16 protein-coding genes are annotated in these 17814 nt (G+C 72.2%); 7 read left to right on the forward strand and 9 right to left on the reverse strand.

Annotated elements, in window-relative coordinates; genetic code table 11:
* Positions 1-195 precede the first annotated feature (195 nt).
* Positions 196-567, forward strand: a complete 372-nt coding sequence (locus tag FB462_RS02515; protein ID WP_141859951.1) for a hypothetical protein — start codon at positions 196-198, stop codon at positions 565-567.
* 95 nt (positions 568-662) lie between these two features.
* Here the strand turns inward: FB462_RS02515 and FB462_RS02520 are convergent, their stop codons facing one another.
* Complete coding sequence (locus tag FB462_RS02520; RefSeq protein WP_141859953.1) at positions 663-1205, reverse strand: hypothetical protein; 543 nt, start codon at positions 1203-1205, stop codon at positions 663-665.
* Between the two features lie 101 nt (positions 1206-1306).
* The gene (locus FB462_RS02525; RefSeq protein ID WP_141859956.1) at positions 1307-3778 is read right to left on the reverse strand and encodes a phosphoketolase family protein; all 2472 of its coding nucleotides are present in this window, start codon (positions 3776-3778) and stop codon (positions 1307-1309) included.
* 210 nt (positions 3779-3988) lie between these two features.
* Between FB462_RS02525 and FB462_RS02530 the strand changes: the two genes are divergently transcribed.
* Positions 3989-4666: an ABC transporter substrate-binding protein gene (locus FB462_RS02530; protein WP_058741600.1), complete on the forward strand. Its 678-nt coding sequence runs from the start codon at positions 3989-3991 to the stop codon at positions 4664-4666.
* 125 nt (positions 4667-4791) lie between these two features.
* Here FB462_RS02530 and FB462_RS02535 read toward each other — a convergent pair whose 3' ends face one another.
* Together FB462_RS02535 and FB462_RS02540 are read right to left on the reverse strand one after the other, a co-directional pair.
* Positions 4792-5388 (reverse strand): DnaJ family domain-containing protein, encoded by a 597-nt coding sequence (locus FB462_RS02535; protein WP_058741844.1) that lies wholly within the window; start codon positions 5386-5388, stop codon positions 4792-4794.
* 73 nt (positions 5389-5461) lie between these two features.
* Positions 5462-7276 (reverse strand): glycoside hydrolase family 15 protein, encoded by a 1815-nt coding sequence (locus FB462_RS02540; RefSeq protein ID WP_141859958.1) that lies wholly within the window; start codon positions 7274-7276, stop codon positions 5462-5464.
* 504 nt (positions 7277-7780) lie between these two features.
* Here FB462_RS02540 and FB462_RS02545 point away from each other — a divergent pair.
* The 4 genes from FB462_RS02545 (at position 7781) to FB462_RS02560 (ending at position 12039) form a co-directional block, all read left to right on the forward strand.
* On the forward strand, positions 7781-8947 hold the full coding sequence (locus FB462_RS02545) for an RtcB family protein (protein WP_114850412.1): 1167 nt from the start codon (positions 7781-7783) through the stop codon (positions 8945-8947).
* 104 nt (positions 8948-9051) lie between these two features.
* Positions 9052-9882 carry a DUF1206 domain-containing protein gene (locus FB462_RS02550; protein WP_141859960.1) on the forward strand — a complete coding sequence of 277 codons (831 nt, stop codon included), beginning with the start codon at positions 9052-9054 and terminating at the stop codon, positions 9880-9882.
* Between the two features lie 82 nt (positions 9883-9964).
* Complete coding sequence (locus FB462_RS02555) at positions 9965-10840, forward strand: SMP-30/gluconolactonase/LRE family protein (RefSeq protein WP_141859962.1); 876 nt, start codon at positions 9965-9967, stop codon at positions 10838-10840.
* A 44-nt stretch (positions 10841-10884) separates the two neighbouring features.
* Positions 10885-12039 (forward strand): alpha/beta fold hydrolase, encoded by a 1155-nt coding sequence (locus FB462_RS02560; RefSeq protein WP_167509971.1) that lies wholly within the window; start codon positions 10885-10887, stop codon positions 12037-12039.
* A gap of 111 nt (positions 12040-12150) precedes the next feature.
* On the opposite strand, the gene FB462_RS02565 is transcribed toward FB462_RS02560, so the two are convergent.
* The 5 genes from FB462_RS02565 to FB462_RS02585 form a co-directional block, all read right to left on the reverse strand.
* Positions 12151-13350 carry an NAD(P)/FAD-dependent oxidoreductase gene (locus FB462_RS02565; RefSeq protein WP_141859967.1) on the reverse strand — a complete coding sequence of 400 codons (1200 nt, stop codon included), beginning with the start codon at positions 13348-13350 and terminating at the stop codon, positions 12151-12153.
* Positions 13351-13375: 25 nt separating this feature from the next.
* Entirely contained in the window at positions 13376-14176 is an 801-nt protein-coding gene (locus FB462_RS02570; RefSeq protein ID WP_141859968.1) for an SDR family NAD(P)-dependent oxidoreductase, read from the reverse strand.
* A 2-nt stretch (positions 14177-14178) separates the two neighbouring features.
* Complete coding sequence (locus FB462_RS02575; RefSeq protein WP_058741852.1) at positions 14179-14685, reverse strand: Dps family protein; 507 nt, start codon at positions 14683-14685, stop codon at positions 14179-14181.
* A 99-nt stretch (positions 14686-14784) separates the two neighbouring features.
* Positions 14785-15297 carry a MarR family winged helix-turn-helix transcriptional regulator gene (locus tag FB462_RS02580; RefSeq protein ID WP_058741853.1) on the reverse strand — a complete coding sequence of 171 codons (513 nt, stop codon included), beginning with the start codon at positions 15295-15297 and terminating at the stop codon, positions 14785-14787.
* A gap of 143 nt (positions 15298-15440) precedes the next feature.
* Positions 15441-15998, reverse strand: coding sequence for an NADPH-dependent FMN reductase (locus tag FB462_RS02585; RefSeq protein WP_058741854.1), 558 nt, complete (start codon positions 15996-15998; stop codon positions 15441-15443).
* Positions 15999-16098: 100 nt separating this feature from the next.
* Between FB462_RS02585 and FB462_RS02590 the strand changes: the two genes are divergently transcribed.
* Positions 16099-17739: a glycoside hydrolase family 13 protein gene (locus tag FB462_RS02590; protein WP_141859970.1), complete on the forward strand. Its 1641-nt coding sequence runs from the start codon at positions 16099-16101 to the stop codon at positions 17737-17739.
* Positions 17740-17814: the final 75 nt, after the last annotated feature.

The following is a 17814-nucleotide window of genomic DNA, read 5'->3' on the forward strand; positions in this document are numbered from 1 at the left end:
CCGCCCACCCTGCCACGTGGGCGGCCAGGACGGGGGCCCGTCGCCGACGGGTGGGCTGACGCGGCGGGTCGGGGTCCTCCGAACAGCGGACTGAGCGGCCGTCGCGGTCGGTGCTAGCGTCCGGACGTGGCCACAGGGGACCACGCCCGGTCGGCCGGGCTCGGTCGATCGCGACATCTGATGAGGGGATCCACGATGAACGTTCCTGCACGACGGTCAGCGCAGCGGGTGGGGCGGGCGAGGCGACTCGGCGCCCTGCTCCTGATGGCGACGACCGTGGTGGCGACGACCACGGTGATCGGCGGGCCCGCGCAGGCTGATCCGTACGGTTCGCCGCTCACCTTCGGCTGTGGCAGCAAGACAGCCCAGATCAACTGGAAGAGCACCGGCACCGTGCGGCTCTTCGGCGGTCCGGACCGAGAGACGGCCGGCAACAACCTGCTCCGGGAGGTCACGAAGAGCGGCTCGTACAGCTACAACTCCGGGTACCGCACGTTCACGTTCCAGTTCGGTGCGACGAACGGCCACATCACGAGCATCAAGGAAGTCTGCGTGTCGCAGTCGTAGAGCGGCACCGCCTCCGGTCCCGGCCCGGCGTTCCTGACGCGCGGGCCGGGCCGGAGACCACCTCGGCAGCTGCGTCTGCAGGCGGGCGGACGCGATCATCCCTCGCCGACGCTCGCCTCCCACCGCAGCCGGCGTGCCCGTGCGCGTTCCTCGCGCTCGCGCCACTCCCGACGGGCAGCCGCCAGCCGCTCCGGGCCGCCCTCGGCGCGCAGGAGCGGGCCGTAGTGCGGATCGGCGAGTAGCGAGGGGTAGTTCCGTTCCATGCGGTCGAGCCGCCGCTTGAACTCTCGGTCGTCGATGTCAGAGATCATCGTCCTGCTCCTCTTCGTCCGGCTGCCGGTGTGCGGCCGGTTCGTCGAGGCGCGCGAGCGCCTCTTCAACCCACTTGTCGTCGTGGTGACCCAGGACCGGGTCATCAGCGCCTGGGCCATCAGTGCCGCGCGTTCGCGCTCCGTGACGTCTGCGGAGAGCGCCCGGTCGGCGACCCACGACCAACGCTGCCACCACAGGTCCCGATGCACCGAGAACTCTGCATTTCGCCGGGTCCGCCGCCCCTCGACCACCGTCACGACGATGCCGATCGCCGCGATCACGGCGCCGGTCAGCGCCCCGACCAGTCCTGACACCCCGATGCCCATGGCCCCACCCTGACGACACAGGACCGGCCACGCGTCGGGCGTGACCGGTCCTGTGGAGGCGAGTCGTGCCTCCAGGCCGTGTGGAGGACGACGGACGTGCGTCAGGCGCCGGGGGCGGCCCCCTCGGACTCGCCCGCACCCGGGTCGCCGCCGGTGCCGCCGTCGGTCGGCTCGTCCTGCGGCCACCCCGCGAACTGCCACCCGGCGACCGACGGGTGGTCCTCACCGCGGGAGTACGCGAACGCGCGGGCGGCGTCACGGGCCTCCGAGAGGGTCGTGAGCAGGTCCGCGTGCGCCGTCGCGTCCACCCGGCTGAGCGCGTCGTGCGCCAGCGCGAAGCGGTCCATGTCGTTGCGGATGAGCATGTCGAACGGCGAGGTCGTCGTGCCCTGCTCGAGGAACCCGTGCACGTGCAGGTCGTCGTGCCCGTGCCGACGGTACGTCAGCTGGTGCACGAGCGACGGGTACCCGTGGAAGGCGAACACCACCGGCGTCCCCGGCAGGAAGACCTCGTCGTAGCGTTCGTCGCTGACGGGGTGCTCGTGCTTCCGCGGGTCACCGAGGGACAGCAGGTCCACGACGTTGACGAAGCGGACCCCGACCTCCGGCGCGTGGTGGCGGATGATGTCGGCGGCCGCGACCGCCTCGACCGTCGGGACGTCCCCGGCGCTCGCGATCACGACGTCGGTGCGACCGACGGTCTGCTCGGTCCCGGCCCAGTCCCACACGCCGAGCCCGGCCGCGGCGTGCGCGGTCGCGTCCTCGAGCGACAGGAAGACCGGCTCCGGGTGCTTGCCGGCCACGATGACCTCGATGCGGTCCGTCGTCTCGAAGGCGTGCGCGGCGACGGCGAGCAGGGTGTTCGCGTCCGCCGGCAGCTTGATCCGGACGAGGTCCTGCTGCTTGGACGCGACGACGTCGAGGAACCCGGGGTCCTGGTGTGAGAAGCCGTTGTGGTCCTGGCGCCAGACGTGCGACGACAGCAGGATCGACAGGTTCGACACCGGTGCGCGCCAGTCGATGTCGGTCGACGACTCGAGCCACTTGGCGTACTGGCCGACCATCGAGTCGATGATGTGGGCGAAGGCCTCGTAGGTGTTGAGCAGACCGTGCCGCCCGGTCAGGACGTAGCCCTCGAGCAGCCCCTCGAGCAGGTGCTCGGAGAGGACCTCGATGACGCGGCCGCGGGCGCCGAGGTGTTCGTCGCCGGGACCGCGGCGCGCACGCCAAACCCGGCTCGTCACGTCGAAGACCGCGTCGAGCTTGTTCGAGATCGTCTCGTCCGGGCCGAACAGCCGGAACGTCGAACCGTTCCGCGACGTCAGCTCGGCGAGCCACGGACCCAGCGTCGCCGTGGCGCTGGCGTCCTCGCCGACCGGCACCGCGTACGGCTCGAGCGGCGGCCGGTCGAGGGCCGTGCGGACGAGTCCGCCGTTGGCGTGCGGCGTCGCGCTCATCCGGCGGTCGCCCTCGGGACGGATCGTCGTGAGGATGCCGATCGGACGACCGTCCGCGTCGAAGAGCTCGTCCGGGCGGTAGGAGCGCATCCACTCCTCGAGCTGCTCACGGTGTCCGGCGTCCTCGCGGACCGCGGGCAGCGGCACCTGGTGCGCACGGAAGGTGCCCTCGACGCGCTCGCCGTCGACCTCCTGCGGGCCGGTCCAGCCCTTCGGCGTGCGGAGCACGATCATCGGCCAGCGCGGGCGGAGGTCCGCGGCACCGGCCGGCTGCCCGGCCGCCGCGCGCTCGGCCTGGGCCCGTGCGGCGGCCTGGACGTCGTCGATGGCGGCGAGGGCCCGGCGGAGTGCGCCGTCGAACAGGGCGTGCACGGCGTAGGGGTCGTCGCCGACCCGGGCGGAGTCGACGACGATCGGGTCGTACCCGAGTCCGCGGAAGTACGCGGTGAGGTCCTCGTCCGGGATGCGGGCGAGCACCGTCGGGTTCGCGATCTTCCACCCGTTCAGGTTGAGGATCGGCAGGACCGCGCCGTCGGACACCGGGTCGAGGAACGTGTGGGCCTGCCAGGAGCCGGAGAGCGGGCCGGTCTCGGCCTCGCCGTCGCCGACCACGCACGCGACGACGAGGTCCGGGTTGTCGAGCGCCGCGCCGTACGCGTGGGCGAGGGAGTAGCCGAGCTCACCGCCCTCGTTGATCGAGCCCGGCGTCTCCGGGGCCGCGTGCGAGGGGATCCCGCCGGGGAACGAGAACTGCCGGAAGAACCTCCGCAGGCCGTCGGGATCCGGGGTGATGTCGGGGTACAACTCGCCCCAGGTCCCCTCGAGCCAGGCGTTCGCGTTCATCGCCGGTCCGCCGTGCCCGGGGCCGCAGACGTAGAGCACGTCGCGGTCGGTCTCGGTGATGAGCGCGTTCAGGTGCGCGTACACGAGGTTCAGTGCGGGGGAGGTGCCCCAGTGCCCGAGGAGCCGGGGCTTGACGTCGTCCGGGTCGATCGGGCGCGTCAGCAGTGGGTTGTCGAGCAGGTAGATCTGTCCGACCGTGAGGTAGTTCGCGGCGCGCCACCAGGCGTCGATCGCCCGGATCCGGTCCGTGGTCGCGATGTGTGCGGGGGCCATGCCCCCACGCTACGGAACGGGGGACAGGAACCGCCCAGGAAATCGGTCCAATCCGTTCGGTGGGGGGTGTCGAACCACCAGTACAACCCGGGATTCACCCGGAGCGCTCACCAGCCGCACCTAGCTGGTTCTCCACCCCTGTCCGGGGTGTGTTCGGCGCGCACACTGCGAAAATCGCGCGCCGAGCGCGACCACGAAAGGAACGAACTCATGCGCAAGAGCCTGAAGACCTCGATCACCCTCGCCACCACGGGCGCCCTGGTGCTCGGTGGCGCCGCGTTCGGTGTGTCCGCCGCGCAGGCCGACGGCACCGTCCACACCGTCTCCTCGTCCTCGTCGAAGATCCCCGGCCCGGTCGCGTCGGTGCCGGAGGTCAAGGGCGGCAACACCGCCGTCGCGCTGGACAAGGGCTTCACCGACGCGCTGACCTCGCTGGGCCTGACCCCGGGTGTGTCGGGCAACGCGAAGCTGGAGAACGGGTCGGTGTCGTTCCCGATCACGGCCGGTTCGGTGACGTACTGGTCGCCGGACGGCAACTACCGCCCGTACGTGCAGGGGCTGCTGAACCACGACGACTCGGGCCTGACGCTCAAGGCCGGCGACACGACGGTGACGCTGGAGAACTTCGTGGTGAACCCGGGTTCGTCCAAGCTCTACGGCGACGTGCTGGTCAACGGCCAGGTCGCCGCGTCCAACGCGTACCTGTTCTCGCTGCACGGTGGCACGCTCAAGCCGCTGCAGCTCGAGGGTGACAACGCGATCCTGACCGGCACCACGGTCCACGTCTCCGACGACGCCGCGAAGCTGCTCAACAGCACCTTCAAGACCGACGCCGTCAAGGGCGGTCTCCTCGTCGGGACCGCAACCATCACCGCACAGATCAAGTAACACCCCCGCACCACACGAACGACGGCCGGCCCCGGAAGGGACCGGCCGTCGTTCGTGTGTGCAGGACCGGGAGGCGGGTGGCGGCCCGGTCGTGCCGGGCCGGTGGCGCGCTCGGTCGCGCGTGCTCAGTCGCGGCGGCGCCACCACCGGCGCGGTCGCGCCGCCCGCTCGGCCGCCTCCGCCACCTCGGCCGCCGCAGCCAGCCGGTCGCGTCGCCGGGCGGCCCAGGCCTCGACCTCGGCGTCGACGTCCCGCATCGGGGTCACCACCGGCGGGCCGCCGAGCAGCTGCCGTCTGGCCTCCTTCACCCGGGCGTTGAAGTCCACGAGCACCGCGCGGACGTCGTCCTCGGTCGCGAGGGCATCGAGGTGCCCGTCGAGCTCGGCGTCCTCGGTGCGCAGGGCGAAGGCGGGCGGGGCGATGCCGCGGATGTCCTCGCGCTCGATCTTCGCCTTGATCCACCAGTCCGGGTCGTGCCGGCCGTCGTTCCCGGGCAGCGGCTTGCCGTGGTACGGGTTGCCGTCGAAGACCCCGCGGCGCTCCGCCTGCTCGACGAGCATGCGCGCGTGCTGTCCGACGTCCTGCGCACGCAGCAGTCGGCGTTCCTCGCGGACCTCGTCCGGGTCCAGCGAGCCTCGCTCCACCTCGCTGTCGACGAGCTGCTGGTACCGGTACCGCGCGGCTCGTCGCAGCCGGTCCATCCGGGCATCGACGTCGTTCATGGTCGTCCCATGATGCAACGCACGGGCGACAGCGCACCCAGAAGTCCGCTCAGGAGGCGGCTCAGGAGGCGGCTCAGGACTCCGCCGCGACCTCCTCGATGGTCAGCGCCGCCTGGATCAGGGCGAGGTGCGACAGCCCCTGCGGGATGTTCCCCATGAAGTCGCCGTCCTCGCTGAGCATCTCGCTGAACAGCCCGACGTCGTTGGCCTGCTCGACCATCGCGTCCATGAGCTCGCGGGCGTCGTCGACCCGGCCGACGCAGGCCATCGCGGCGGCGAGCCAGAACGAGCACGCGACGAACGGCGACTCCTCGGCGTCCATCCCGGAGTACCGGTAGACGAGCGGGCCGCGCTGCAGCTGCTCCTCCACCGCCCGGATCGTCGACTCCATGCGCGGTCCGCGGTCGAACGACGACATCGCGTGGAGCAGGATCGACGTGTCCAGGGCGTCGCTGCCCGGGTACATCACGTAGTACCCGCGCTCCTCGTCCCAGCCGTTGTCGGCGACCCACTGTTCGATGAGCTCGCGGTTCTCGATCCACTTGTCGCGCGGGCCGTCGATCATCCCGGCGTCGTGGAGCTCGACCGCCGCGTCGAGCGCCTGCCAGCAGCCGATCTTGCTCGACACGTAGTGCTGCGTGTCCTGCAGCTCCCACATGCCCGAATCCGCCTCGGGCCAGCGGTGGCACGCGTCGTCGGCGAGCCGCTCGAGCACACCGGCCGTCTGCCGGTCGAGCACGTTCCCGGCCCGGACGTACTGCCGCAGGATCTCGAACACGTCGCCCCACACGCCGAGCTGGAGCTGGTCGCCGGCGCGGTTGCCGATCGTCACCGGGCCGATGCCCTTCCAGCCCGGGACGTCGCGTTCCTCGACCCCGTCGGTCTTCTCGCCGTTCAGGTCGTAGAAGATCGGCATGGTCTCGTCGTGCTCGGCGATGGTGCGCATCACCCACGACACGGCGGCGTGCGTCTCCTCGCGGAGCCCGAACCGGGTCAGGGCGTGCACCGTGTACGACAGGTCGCGGACCCAGGCGAACCGGTAGTCCCAGTTCTTGCCGCCGGTCCGGTCCTCGGGCAGGCTCGTCGTCGGCGCGGCCGCGATCGCACCGGTGGGCGAGTAGATGAGCAGCTTGAGGGCGAGGGCGCTCCGCTGCACGGCGTCGGCCCAGGGACCGTCGTACGAGAACGTCTCCGACCACGTCGACCAGTTCGCGATCGTGCGGTCGACCGCGTCGAGGGTGCGCTCCGGTTCCGGCAGGAAGATCGGTTCGTTCTCGGTGCCCACGATGGTCAGGATCGACTTCGACCCCTCGCTCGTGGTGAAGCGACCCGAGAAGCGCGGGCCGTCGTCGTGGATCGGCTCGAACCCGTGCTGCACGATGCCGATCGTGACGCCGTCGATGCCGATGACGGTCCCGTTCGCGGTGTCGAGGCGGTTCGGTTCCGCGGTGTTCAGCAGCGTGCCCGGCACCACGGCCCACTCCATCTCGACGCTGCCCGTGACGCCCTGCACGCACCGGCCGATCTCCGCCCACGGCAGGCGTCCGGCCACGCCGGTGACCATCGCGTCCGTGACGGTGCACGACCCGGAGTCGGTCGTCCACGTGGTGACGAGCACGTTCGTCCCGGGCAGGTACCGGCGTTCCACCGTCGCGTCACCGGTCGGCCGCAGCGCGACGTGACCACCGTGCTCGGCGTCGAGGATGCTCGCGAACACGGGCGGGGAGTCCATCGAGGGGATCGGCAGCCAGTCGATGCGACCGTCCAGCGCGATGAGCGCCACCGTGCGACCGTCGCCGATCGCACCGTAGGACCGCAGCGGCACGGAGCCGTCGGTGCGCTCCTCGTTGTCGTGCGCGTCTGGGGTGTCGCGGGTGCGTTCCGTCATGCCGCCAGCCTGCCCGCGACGTGGAGGTGACCATCAGCCGGACGTACCCCACCCCGGAGGGCCGAACCGGGCCTCCCGACTGCGACACGCCCGGGCGACTTGTGCACTCCGGGCGTGTCGCACTACTGTCGGTCCTCCTGCCCGCCCGGACACCCGACGGGCAGGCCCGCCCGGACAGACCCGGCGGGCAGCACCGCCCGCCCCGGGCACCTCGGAAGGACCGCCGTGCACACCGTGCAGCACCACGAACGCAGCGTCGAGCGCCAGCTCGAAGCGCTCGTCGTGCTGCCCGCGAAGCAGTACGCGAACCAGTCCCTCCGCGACCCCGCGTAGGCACGGCCCGTCTCCCGACGTCCCGTGCCCACCCGGCCCGGGGCGTCCTTCCCGTCGTTCCTCCACCGGTGCTCGGCACCGACCAGGAGGCGCGGGTCCCGCTCGCCCCGGACCGTCACCACCGACGGCCACCCGGCCGTCGTCGAACCGTCACGACGGAAAGGCACCCCCATGAAGAAGATCGACGACAAGCTCCTGAGCTGGGCCTCGCTGCTCGAGGAGAACACCGAGCAGCAGGCGCGCACGACGGCACGGATGCCGTTCGTGTTCCCGCACCTGGCGCTCATGCCGGACGCCCACCTCGGGCTCGGCGCGACCGTCGGGTCGGTCATCCCGACCCTCGGGGCCGTCATGCCCGCGGCCGTCGGCGTGGACATCGGCTGCGGCATGATCGCGGTCCGGACGCAGTTCACCGCCGGGGACCTGCCGGACGACCTGCAGCCCCTCCGCGAGCAGATCGAGCGGGCGGTCCCGCTGTCCGCCGGTGCATCGAACCGGAAGATCGTCGCGACCGCCGAGCCGCGGATCGCCGAGCTCGAGGCACTCGCCGAGCGGGCCGGGTTCGACCCGGCGGGCGTGCACGGCGGCTGGCGGAACCAGCTCGGCACCCTCGGGTCCGGGAACCACTTCATCGAGGTCTCGCTCGACGAGCAGGACCGGGTCTGGCTGTTCCTGCACTCGGGCTCGCGGGGCGTCGGCAACAAGATCGCGCAGCGGCACATCACGGTCGCCAAGCGGCTGATGCAGCGCTGGTGGATCCAGCTCCCGGACCCTGACCTGGCGTACCTGGTCGAGGGCACCCCGGAGTTCACGCGGTACGTCGCCGAGCTCGGGTGGGCGCAGCACTTCGCCCTGCTCAACCGCGAGGAGATGATGGACCGGGTCGTCCGGCAGCTGTCCGAGGTGCTCGGCACCGCGGTCGACGAGCAGGAGCGGATCAACTGCCACCACAACTTCACGCAGCGGGAGACGCACTGGGGCAAGAGCGTGTGGGTCTCCCGGAAGGGTGCGATCCAGGCCAAGGCCGGCCAGCCCGGGCTCATCCCCGGGTCGATGGGGACCGCGTCGTACGTCGTCGAGGGCCTCGGGAACAAGCCGTCGCTCGAGTCGTCCCCGCACGGCGCCGGTCGGTTGTTCTCGCGGTCCGCGGCGCGGCGGACGTTCACGCACGACCAGCTCCGCGAGGCGATGGTCGGGATCGAGTACCGGGACACCGACGCGTTCCTCGACGAGATCCCGGCCGCGTACAAGCCGATCGACCAGGTGATGGCGGACGCGACCGACCTGGTCGCGATCCGGCACACGCTGCGGCAGGTCGTCAACGTCAAGGGCGACTGACCGACGGACGGGAGGATCGTGGCGACCCCGCCACGATCCTCCCGTCCGGTGCGCGCAGCGGCGCGTCACGGACAGCGTGCCGCGGAGCGGGCACGCTGGTCAGGATGAGCGACCAGGCGGAACGGGCAGCGCGCGAGACCGGACGACAGGCGCGGCGCATCGCCGACAGCCGGTGGTTCGAGACCACCGCCCGCGCCGGGTTCGTCGGCAGCGGCATCGTGCACCTGCTCGTCGGGTACCTCGTGGTGCTGCTCGGCATCGGCAGCGCGTCCGGCGAGGAGACCGACCAGTCCGGCGCGCTCCAGCAGCTCGCCGCGGTCCCCGGCGGGATCGTGCTGCTGTGGGTCGTCGCGGTCGGCACCGCGGCGCTCGCCCTGCGCCTGGCGGTCGAGGCGGTAGTCGGCGGTCGGTCGGACAGCACCCGCGCCTGGGCCGCCCGCGCGAAGGACGCCGGCAAGGCCGTGGTCTACGGCGTCGTGTCGTACACGGCGGTGACCTTCGCGCTCGGTGCCGGCAAGAGCTCGAGCGGCTCGAGCCGGGGCGCCGCGGCGCAGGCCCTCGCGACGCCCGGCGGGGTGTTCGTGCTCGTCGCGGCCGGCGTCGTGGCGATCGCGATCGGTGTCAGTCTCGTCGTGACCGGGGTCCGTCGCTCCTTCCGCAAGCAGCTCGTGCCGCTGCCGAGCACCATCGACCGGCCCGTCACGGTGCTCGCGATCGTCGGCTACGTCGGCAAGGGCATCGCGGTCGTGGTCGTCGGCGTGCTCATCGTCGTGGCGGCGTTCCGGAGCGACCCGAGCCAGGCGACGGGGCTCGACGGGGCGTTCCAGGTGATCCACGGCATGCCGGGCGGTGGGGTCGTGCTCGTCCTGGTGGGCATCGGGTTCCTCGCCTACGGGGTCTACAGCTTCTTCCGCGCGAAGTACGCCCGCCTCTGACCGACGCCACGACGCCCGGCGGGGGTCGCGGACGCTGAACATGTTGGACGCGTGCGGAGGCGTCCACCGGTAGGGACGGAGCATGCACACCGACGCCACCTCCGGACCCGTGACCGTCTTCTGCGACGAGCAGGCCGTCCTCGTCGAGAGCATCGTCTGGGACCCCGAGCACGAGCGACTCCGCTGGACGGACATCACGCTCGGTCTGCTCACGACCGCCCGCGCCGACGGCACGGTCGAGTCGAGCGTCGCGTTGCCGCCGCCCCTCGCGAGCTTCCAGCCGCGGGCCACCGGCGGGTTCGTCGCCGCCCTCGGGGACACCGTCGTGCTCACCGACGCGCGCGGGACCGTCGAGCGCGAACTCGCCCGGGTCCGGCACGCGACGCCGGACATGCGCTTCAACGAGGGCAAGTGCGACCCGTTCGGCCGGTTCGTCGTCGGCAGCATGGACCTCACCGACCGCGACCCGGCCGGTGCGCTGTACTCGGTGGAGCCGGACGGATCGGTCCGGGTGCTCCGCGGTGGATTCGGCGTCACGAACGGCATCGAGTGGTCCGAAGACGGCTCCGTGATGTACGTCACCGACACCAGCACGCAGACGATCTACCGGGGGAGCTACGGGCCCGACGGGGAGCTCGGCGACCTCGAGCCGTTCGTCAGCGGTGCCGCGCACGACGGCCTGGTCCGCGACGACGAGGGGTGTCTCTGGACCGCGGTGTACGGCGGCGGCCGGGTCGAGCGCTGGAGCCCGGCCGCCGAGCACCTGGAGACCGTCGAGGTGCCGGCACCGAACGTCACCTCGGTGGCCTTCGGTGGACCCGACCGGTCGACGCTCTTCATCGGCACCGCGCGGGAGAACGCGACCGAGGAGCAGCTCGAGCGCGCGCCGCACTCCGGCGCCGTGTTCGCTGTGCGGACTCGCGTGCACGGCAGCCCGGCGTCCGCGTTCGGCGGCTGAACCGCGGGTATCGTGGGCGGTCGCCAGCAACACGGGAGGCCCACGTGCACGAGGACGACACCACCCCGCACACCCACGGGACCGCGCCCGGCGAGGGGAGCGCGCCGAGCGAGGGGAGCGCGCCCGACGGCGGCACGGCTGCGCCGGCACCGGACCCGGCCGGGCGGCTCGCGGACGCCGAGGACGCCGACGTCACGGTCGAGGTCGACCGGATCGCCGTCGACGGCACCTACGTCCGGGTCAGTTCGATCGGTCACCCGGGTGCGCGGGCGTTCGTGCTCGTCGCCGGGCTCGGCATCGCCGCGACCTACTACGAGCGGCTCGCCCCGCACCTCAACGAGAACGGCCCCGTGCACGCGCTCGACCTGCCGGGCTTCGCGGGCGTCCCGCGCTTCCGGGGTGCGGTGTCGATCGAGCGGTACGCCGACGCGGTCGAGCGGGTCCTCGACGACCTGGGGCTCGAGGACCCGGTGCTCGTCGGGCACTCGATGGGCACGCAGGTCGTCACCGAGGTCGCCGCGCGCCGACCCGAGCTGCGCGACCTCGTCCTCATCAGCCCGGTGGTCGACCGTCGCGCCCGGACGATCCGGCAGTCGGCCGGACGGTTCCTGCGTTCATCGCTGCACGAGCCGGCGGCGGTCCGTTGGCACGGCATCACGGCGTACGCGCTGTGCGGCTGGCACTGGTTCCGGAAGGTCCTGCCGCGGATGATCGCCTTCCCGATCGAGGACCGCGCGGCCGAGGTGCAGGCGCGGACGCTCATCGTGCGCGGTGAGCACGACGCCCTCGTCCCGCGGGACTGGGTGCGGAGCCTGGCGCGGGTCTTCCCGCACGCGGTCCTCCGCGAGGTCGTCGACGGTGCGCACTCCGTCATGCACGCGCAGGCGGACGCCGTCGCGCGGCTCGCGGTCGACCACGTCGCGGGGCGGATCACCGACCGCGGCGTGGGGTCGCTGCAGCGGGTCCGGGACACCACGACGTCGTCCGACCTGGCGCGGCTCAGCGCGAAGGAGGCGTGGCTGGTCCTGAAGTCCCGCTTCATCGAGCTCGCCGGGATGGCGCGGGGGGACGACGGTGCGCTCGAGCAGGCGAAGTCCGCGCACGCGGTCGCGATGGCGGACGGAGACGGCATCCCGGTCGACCCGGAGGACCGCCGCGAGGTCGTCGACGAGGTCGCGCCCGAGGTGCGGGGCCGGTAGCCGCCTCCCGCTGACGGTCCGGCAGGTGGTGCCGGACGCACGGGACTGCAGGCCCGGTGCCGGTCCGTCGGACCGGCACCGGGCCTCCGGTCGGGTCGCCCTGGTGCGGGCCTACGCGTCCGCGGTGATGCGTCCGGGGAGCATGTCGCGCGTCAGCGCGTGCGCCTCGGCGAGCACCTTGCGGGCGTCGTCGGTCTTGTCCCAGACGTTCCAGAGCAGGACGCCGCGGACCGTGTCGTCGTCGTCCAGGTAGTAGACGACGCCGGTGACGTTCGGCTCCTGCCAGTCCTCGACGGTGTGCAGCTTCGTCGAGACCTGCCCGACGGCCTCGTAGCCCATGTCGAAGACGTCCGAGTAGAACATCGGCGTGTGGTCGTAGGTCTCGTCCGCGTCGGCGAGGTTCCGGCCGGCCTGGCGCCCCTGCTGCTGCGCGTTGTCGACGTGCTCGACGCGGCGCGTGCCGAGGATCCGGTCCGGGTACTCGGCGACGTCGCCTGCCGCGAACACCGACTCGTCGTCGGTGACCAGCGTCGAGGACACCACGATGCCGTCGTCCACCGTCAGGCCCGCGTCGGCGGCGAGCTGCGTCTGCGGCTCGATGCCGAGACCGACGACGACCGCATCCGCCTCGAGCACGGAGCCGTCGTCGAGCGTCAGGGTGACGCCGCCCGCCGTCTGCGTGCCGGACTCGACGCGGCGGCCGAGGCGCAGCTCGACCCCGTGGTCGACGAAACGCTGCTGGAACGCGTGCGCGAGCCCGTCGGGGAACATCCGCGCGCCCACGGTCTCGTCGGGGTCGACGAGCGTGACCTTCGCCCCGTTCTGCACGACGCCCGACGCGATCTCGGTGCCGATGTACCCGCCGCCGACGACGGCGACGTGCGCCCCGGCGTCCGCGAAGGCCCGGAGCTTCCGGTAGTCCGCCGCGCTCCGGTAGTCGAGGACGCGGTCCGACGGCTCGAGTCCCGGCAGGCCGCGGGGCTTGCCACCGGTGGCGAGCAGGAGTCGCTCGTAGCCGTGGGTCTGGCCGTCGGCGGTCGTGACGGTCTTCGCCGCGCGGTCGATCGCGGTCACCGCGGACCCGAGCACGAAGGTCGCGCCGGTCTCCTCGGTGTGCAGGTCGACCTTCTCGTCCCAGTCGAACTCCGGGTCGGTCCAGAGCTTCTTCGACAGGGCCGGGCGGGCGTACGGGCGGTCGTGCTCCTCGCTGAGGATCCCGATCGAGCCGTCCTGGTCGATCTCGCGGATCCCGCGGGCTGCGGCGTCGGCGACCATGCCGCCGCCGACGATGAGGTACCGGAAGTCGGTCATGTGCGTCCCTCGTGTGGGTGGGTGTCTAGATGGTGGCGACCGAGCCGGAGTCGACCCGGTAGTTCGACCCGTTGACGAAGCTCGCGAGGTCGGAGCACAGGAAGGCGACGACGTTCGCGACCTCCTCGGGCTCACCGCGGCGGCCGAGCTCCATGTACGGGCGCTGCTCGTCGAGGAAGCTCGTGATCGCCTCGTCGAAGGACGTGCCCCGCTCCTTCGCCCGCTCGTCCATCATCGCGTCGGTCATCGGCGTGTGGATGAAGGCGGGGCTGACGGTGTTCACGAGCAGCCCCTCGGACGCGTACGAGCGGGAGAGTCCCTTCGCGAACGACAGCACGCCCGCCTTCGCGGCGCAGTACGGCAGCTCGTCGTCGTACGGCTGGGACGCGTCCTCGGACACGAGGTACACGATCCGGCCCCAGCCGCCGTTCCGCAGGTCCGCGATGAACTCGCGGGTGATGCGGACCGGGCCCATCAGGTCGACGTCGATGGTGTCGAGCCATCCCTGTTCGTCGACCTCGTGGAACAGGCCCTGCGCGCCGGTGATGCCCGAGGACTGCACGAGGATGTCGATCTCGCCGACGGCGTCGCGCACCCGGTCGTGCAGTGCGGCGAGGCTCCCGGCGTCGGTCACGTCCGCGGCGAAGGCGAAGAGCTTGCCCGGAGGCGCCTCCAGCTGGTCCGCGCTGGTGTCGAGACGGCCCTGGTCGAGGTCGGTGACGACCACGGTCGCACCCTCCGCGAGGAGGATGCGCGCCGTGTTCCAGCCGATGCCGGAGTCGCCACCGAAGACCAGGGCGGTCCTGCCCTGGATCCCGAGGTCCACGGTCAGGCGTGCGTCGAGGCCTCGGCGGTCGCCGGGCTCGTGGCCGACGCGAGCGGCGTGCGCGGGGCACGGTTCTCGGCGGAGACCATCCAGGCGAGCTGCTCGAGGCGCTCGATGAACCCGTGCAGCAGGTCGGCGGTCGTCGGGTCCTCGTCGTCGACCTCGTCGTGCACGTCGCGCATGGTGCCGGTGGCCTGGTACAGGCGCAGGGTCACGAGGTCGATCGCGTCGTGCGTGGTGACCTCGCCCTCGGGGAAGGCGTCGAGGTGGCTGGTCGCGGCGACGGTGGCCGAGCGGCCGTCCGGCACGGCGTACAGGGCGCGCATGCGCTCGGCGGTGTCGTCGGCGAACTCACGTGCGGCGTCGACGATCTCGTCGAGCTGCAGGTGCAGGTCGCGGAAGTTGGTCCCGAGGATGTTCCAGTGGGCCTGCTTGCCCTGGAGGTGCAGGTCGATGAGGTCGACGAGGACGGCCTGGAGGTTCTTGGCGAGCGTGTCCGATGCGTGCATGATCGGCTCCTTCCGGATCGGTGCTGACCCTTCCGGTCTACGCGGTCCAGCCCGCACGGTTCCCAGAGCCCGTGGACGGAGGTGTCCCCCGCGGAGGACTCAGTGGGCCGGTGCGGCGTCGACCTGGTCGACGGCACCGCGCATGCGCTCCAGGAACGTCGCGACCACGCGGGCCTCGTCGGCGGTCAGGCCCTCGGCGATGGACATCATCCGGCGGTGCATGACCCCGAGGGTCGCGCGGACCTCGTCGTCGGTCTCGGTCGTCGGGGTGATGACGAGCGCGCGGCGGTCGGTCGGGTGCGGGTCGCGGCGCACGTGGTTCGACTTCACGAGCCGGTCGATCAGGATCGTCGTCGACGCGGACGAGATCTTCAGGTAGGCCGCCAGGTCCTTCGGCTTCACGATGCGGCCGGCGCGCTGCGCCTGCAGCAGGTACCGGACCGCCAGCAGGTCGGTCTCGCCCATGCCCATCGAGTCGCGGGTGCGGCGGCGCATGGCGGTCTCGGCGGCGCGGTAGCGGCGGAGCGCGTTGAGCACGGCGACACCGCGCTGGGTGGCGTCGTCGTCGGGGAACCAGTACCCCGACGCCTCCGTGATCTCCTGCGTCGACATGGCGTTCAGGGTAACCCCTCTGGTATCTCGCCTGTCTAGCGGTCCGTCGTCACGAGCGGACGGGAGGCACGGTGCCAGCTGGCACCGCGCCTCCCGTCCGTCCCGTGGTCGCGATCCGACGCGACCGGGTGGCGACTGCGGAATCAGGCCGCGACGGGCTCCGCAGCGGCCTCGGCGAGCGCGCGCAGCGCGCCCTGGACGAGCTCGACGACCTCGGCGTCCTCACGGGGGTGCGTCTCGGCGAAGCGGACGACGGACTGCGGGATGGCGACCTTGACGTCCTCGAGGACGCGTGCACCCGCGATGCCGGCGGCCTTGCGCGCGTCGTCGTGTGCCCAGACGCCGCCGTACTGGCCGAAGGCGGACCCGATGACGGCGAGCGGCTTGCCGGACAGCGGCGAGGCGCCGAACGGACGCGAACCCCAGTCGAGCGCGTTCTTCAGCACGGCCGGGATCGTGCCGTTGTACTCGGGCGTGACGAGCAGCACGGCGTCCGCGTCGGCGACCGCCTGGCGGAACGCGACGGCGGCGGCCGGCGGGGTGTCGCCGTCGATGTCCTCGTTGTAGAAGGGCAGGTCGACGATGCCGTCGAAGGTCGAGAGCGTGATGCCCTCCGGAGCGTGCTGGTCGGCCGCCTCGGCGAGCTGGCGGTTGATCGAGCCGGCGCGGAGGCTGCCGACGAGGACGAGGACGTTCGTCATGGAGATCCTTTCTCTCGGGACACGAATGGTGTCAGGAACAACCAATGAGCCGGCTGGGTCACCCATTCCCGACACGGCCCCGGCTCGGTAGGTTGACCGGGTGAGCACCCCTCGGACGCCCGCCAGCACACCCCGCACGACCGACCCGGACTGGTGGCGGCAAGCCGTCGTCTACCAGGTGTACCCGCGGAGCTTCGCGGACACGGACGCCGACGGCCTCGGCGACCTCGCCGGGGTGACGAGCCGCGTGCCGTACCTCGCCGCGCTCGGCGTCGACGCGATCTGGCTGTCCCCGTTCTTCCCGTCGCCGCTCGCCGACGGCGGGTACGACGTGGCGGACTACCGCGACGTCGACCCGCGACTCGGGACGCTCGCCGACGCGGATGCCCTGCTGGCCGCCGCGCACGAGCACGACCTGCGGATGATCGTCGACATCGTGCCGAACCACACCTCCGACCAGCACGAGTGGTTCCGGGCGGCGCTCGCCGCGGAACCGGGGTCGCCGGAGCGCGCGCGGTACGTGTTCCGCGAGGGCTCCGGACCCGACGGGTCGCTGCCGCCGAGCGACTGGGTCTCGAACTTCGGCGGGAGCGCCTGGACCCGGGTGCCGGACGGGCAGTGGTACCTGCACCTGTTCGCGCCGGAGCAGCCCGACCTGGACTGGTCGAACCCCGAGGTCCGCGCCGACTTCGAGGACACGCTGCGGTTCTGGTCCGACCGCGGGGTCGACGGCTTCCGCGTGGACGTCGCGCACGGGCTCGCGAAGGACCTGTCGACGCCGTACCGGCACTCGGACGAGCAGGCGCTGCCGCTCGACGGCTCGGACCCGCTGTACGACCGCGACGAGGTGCACGAGATCTTCGCGACCTGGCGGACCGTGCTCGACGAGTACGATCCGCCCCGCGCCGCCGTCGCCGAGGCCTGGGCGCCGGCGCCGCGCCGCGTGCTCTACGCCAGGCCGACCGAGCTCGGGCAGGCGTTCAACTTCGACCTGCTCGAGTCACCGTTCGACGCCGACTCGTTCCGCACGATCGTCGAACGGAACCTCGCCGCGTCCGCCGAGTCCGGAGCGTCGAGCACGTGGGTGCTCTCGAACCACGACGTCGTCCGGCACGCGACCCGGTACGGGCTGCCCGACGGCACCGACACCGACGCCTGGCTGATGACCGACGGCACCGACCCGGTGCTCGACCGGGAGCGCGGGCTCCGGCGTGCGCGGGCGGCGACGCTGCTCGTGCTGGCACTCCCGGGCTCGTCGTACGTCTACCAGGGCGAGGAGCTCGGCCTGCAGGAGGCCGCGGCCATCCCGCACGCGCAGCTGCAGGACCCGAAGTGGCTGCGCACCGGGCACACGGTCAAGGGTCGGGACGGCTGCCGCGTGCCGATCCCGTGGACGCGCTCCGGGCCGTCGTTCGGCTTCGGCGACACCGCGCCGCACCTGCCGCAGCCCGAGGACTTCGGCGCGTGGTCGGTGGAGGCCGAGGACGGCGCCGCGGGGTCGACCCTCGAGCTGTACCGCGCGGCGACGGCGGCCCGGCGTCGGCTGCAGCGCGGCGAGGAACTGCACTGGGTCGAGGCGGGCGACGGCGTCGTGGCGTTCGCGCGGCACGACGGCTGGCGGTCCGTGACGAACTTCGGGACGACGCCGGTGCCGATGCCCGCGGGCGCGGTCGTCGTCGCTTCTGGGCCGCTCGACGACGAGCACACGCTGCCTGGTGAGACGACGGTCTGGCTCAGCTGACCGACGGGCTCCTTCCTCCCCAAGCCGCCGGCGGCGGGCGGCTCTCCACAGTGTGCGGCGCACGCCGTCGGCGGA

This window comes from Curtobacterium citreum (assembly GCF_006715175.1).
Taxonomy (GTDB): Bacteria; Actinomycetota; Actinomycetes; order Actinomycetales; family Microbacteriaceae; genus Curtobacterium; species Curtobacterium citreum.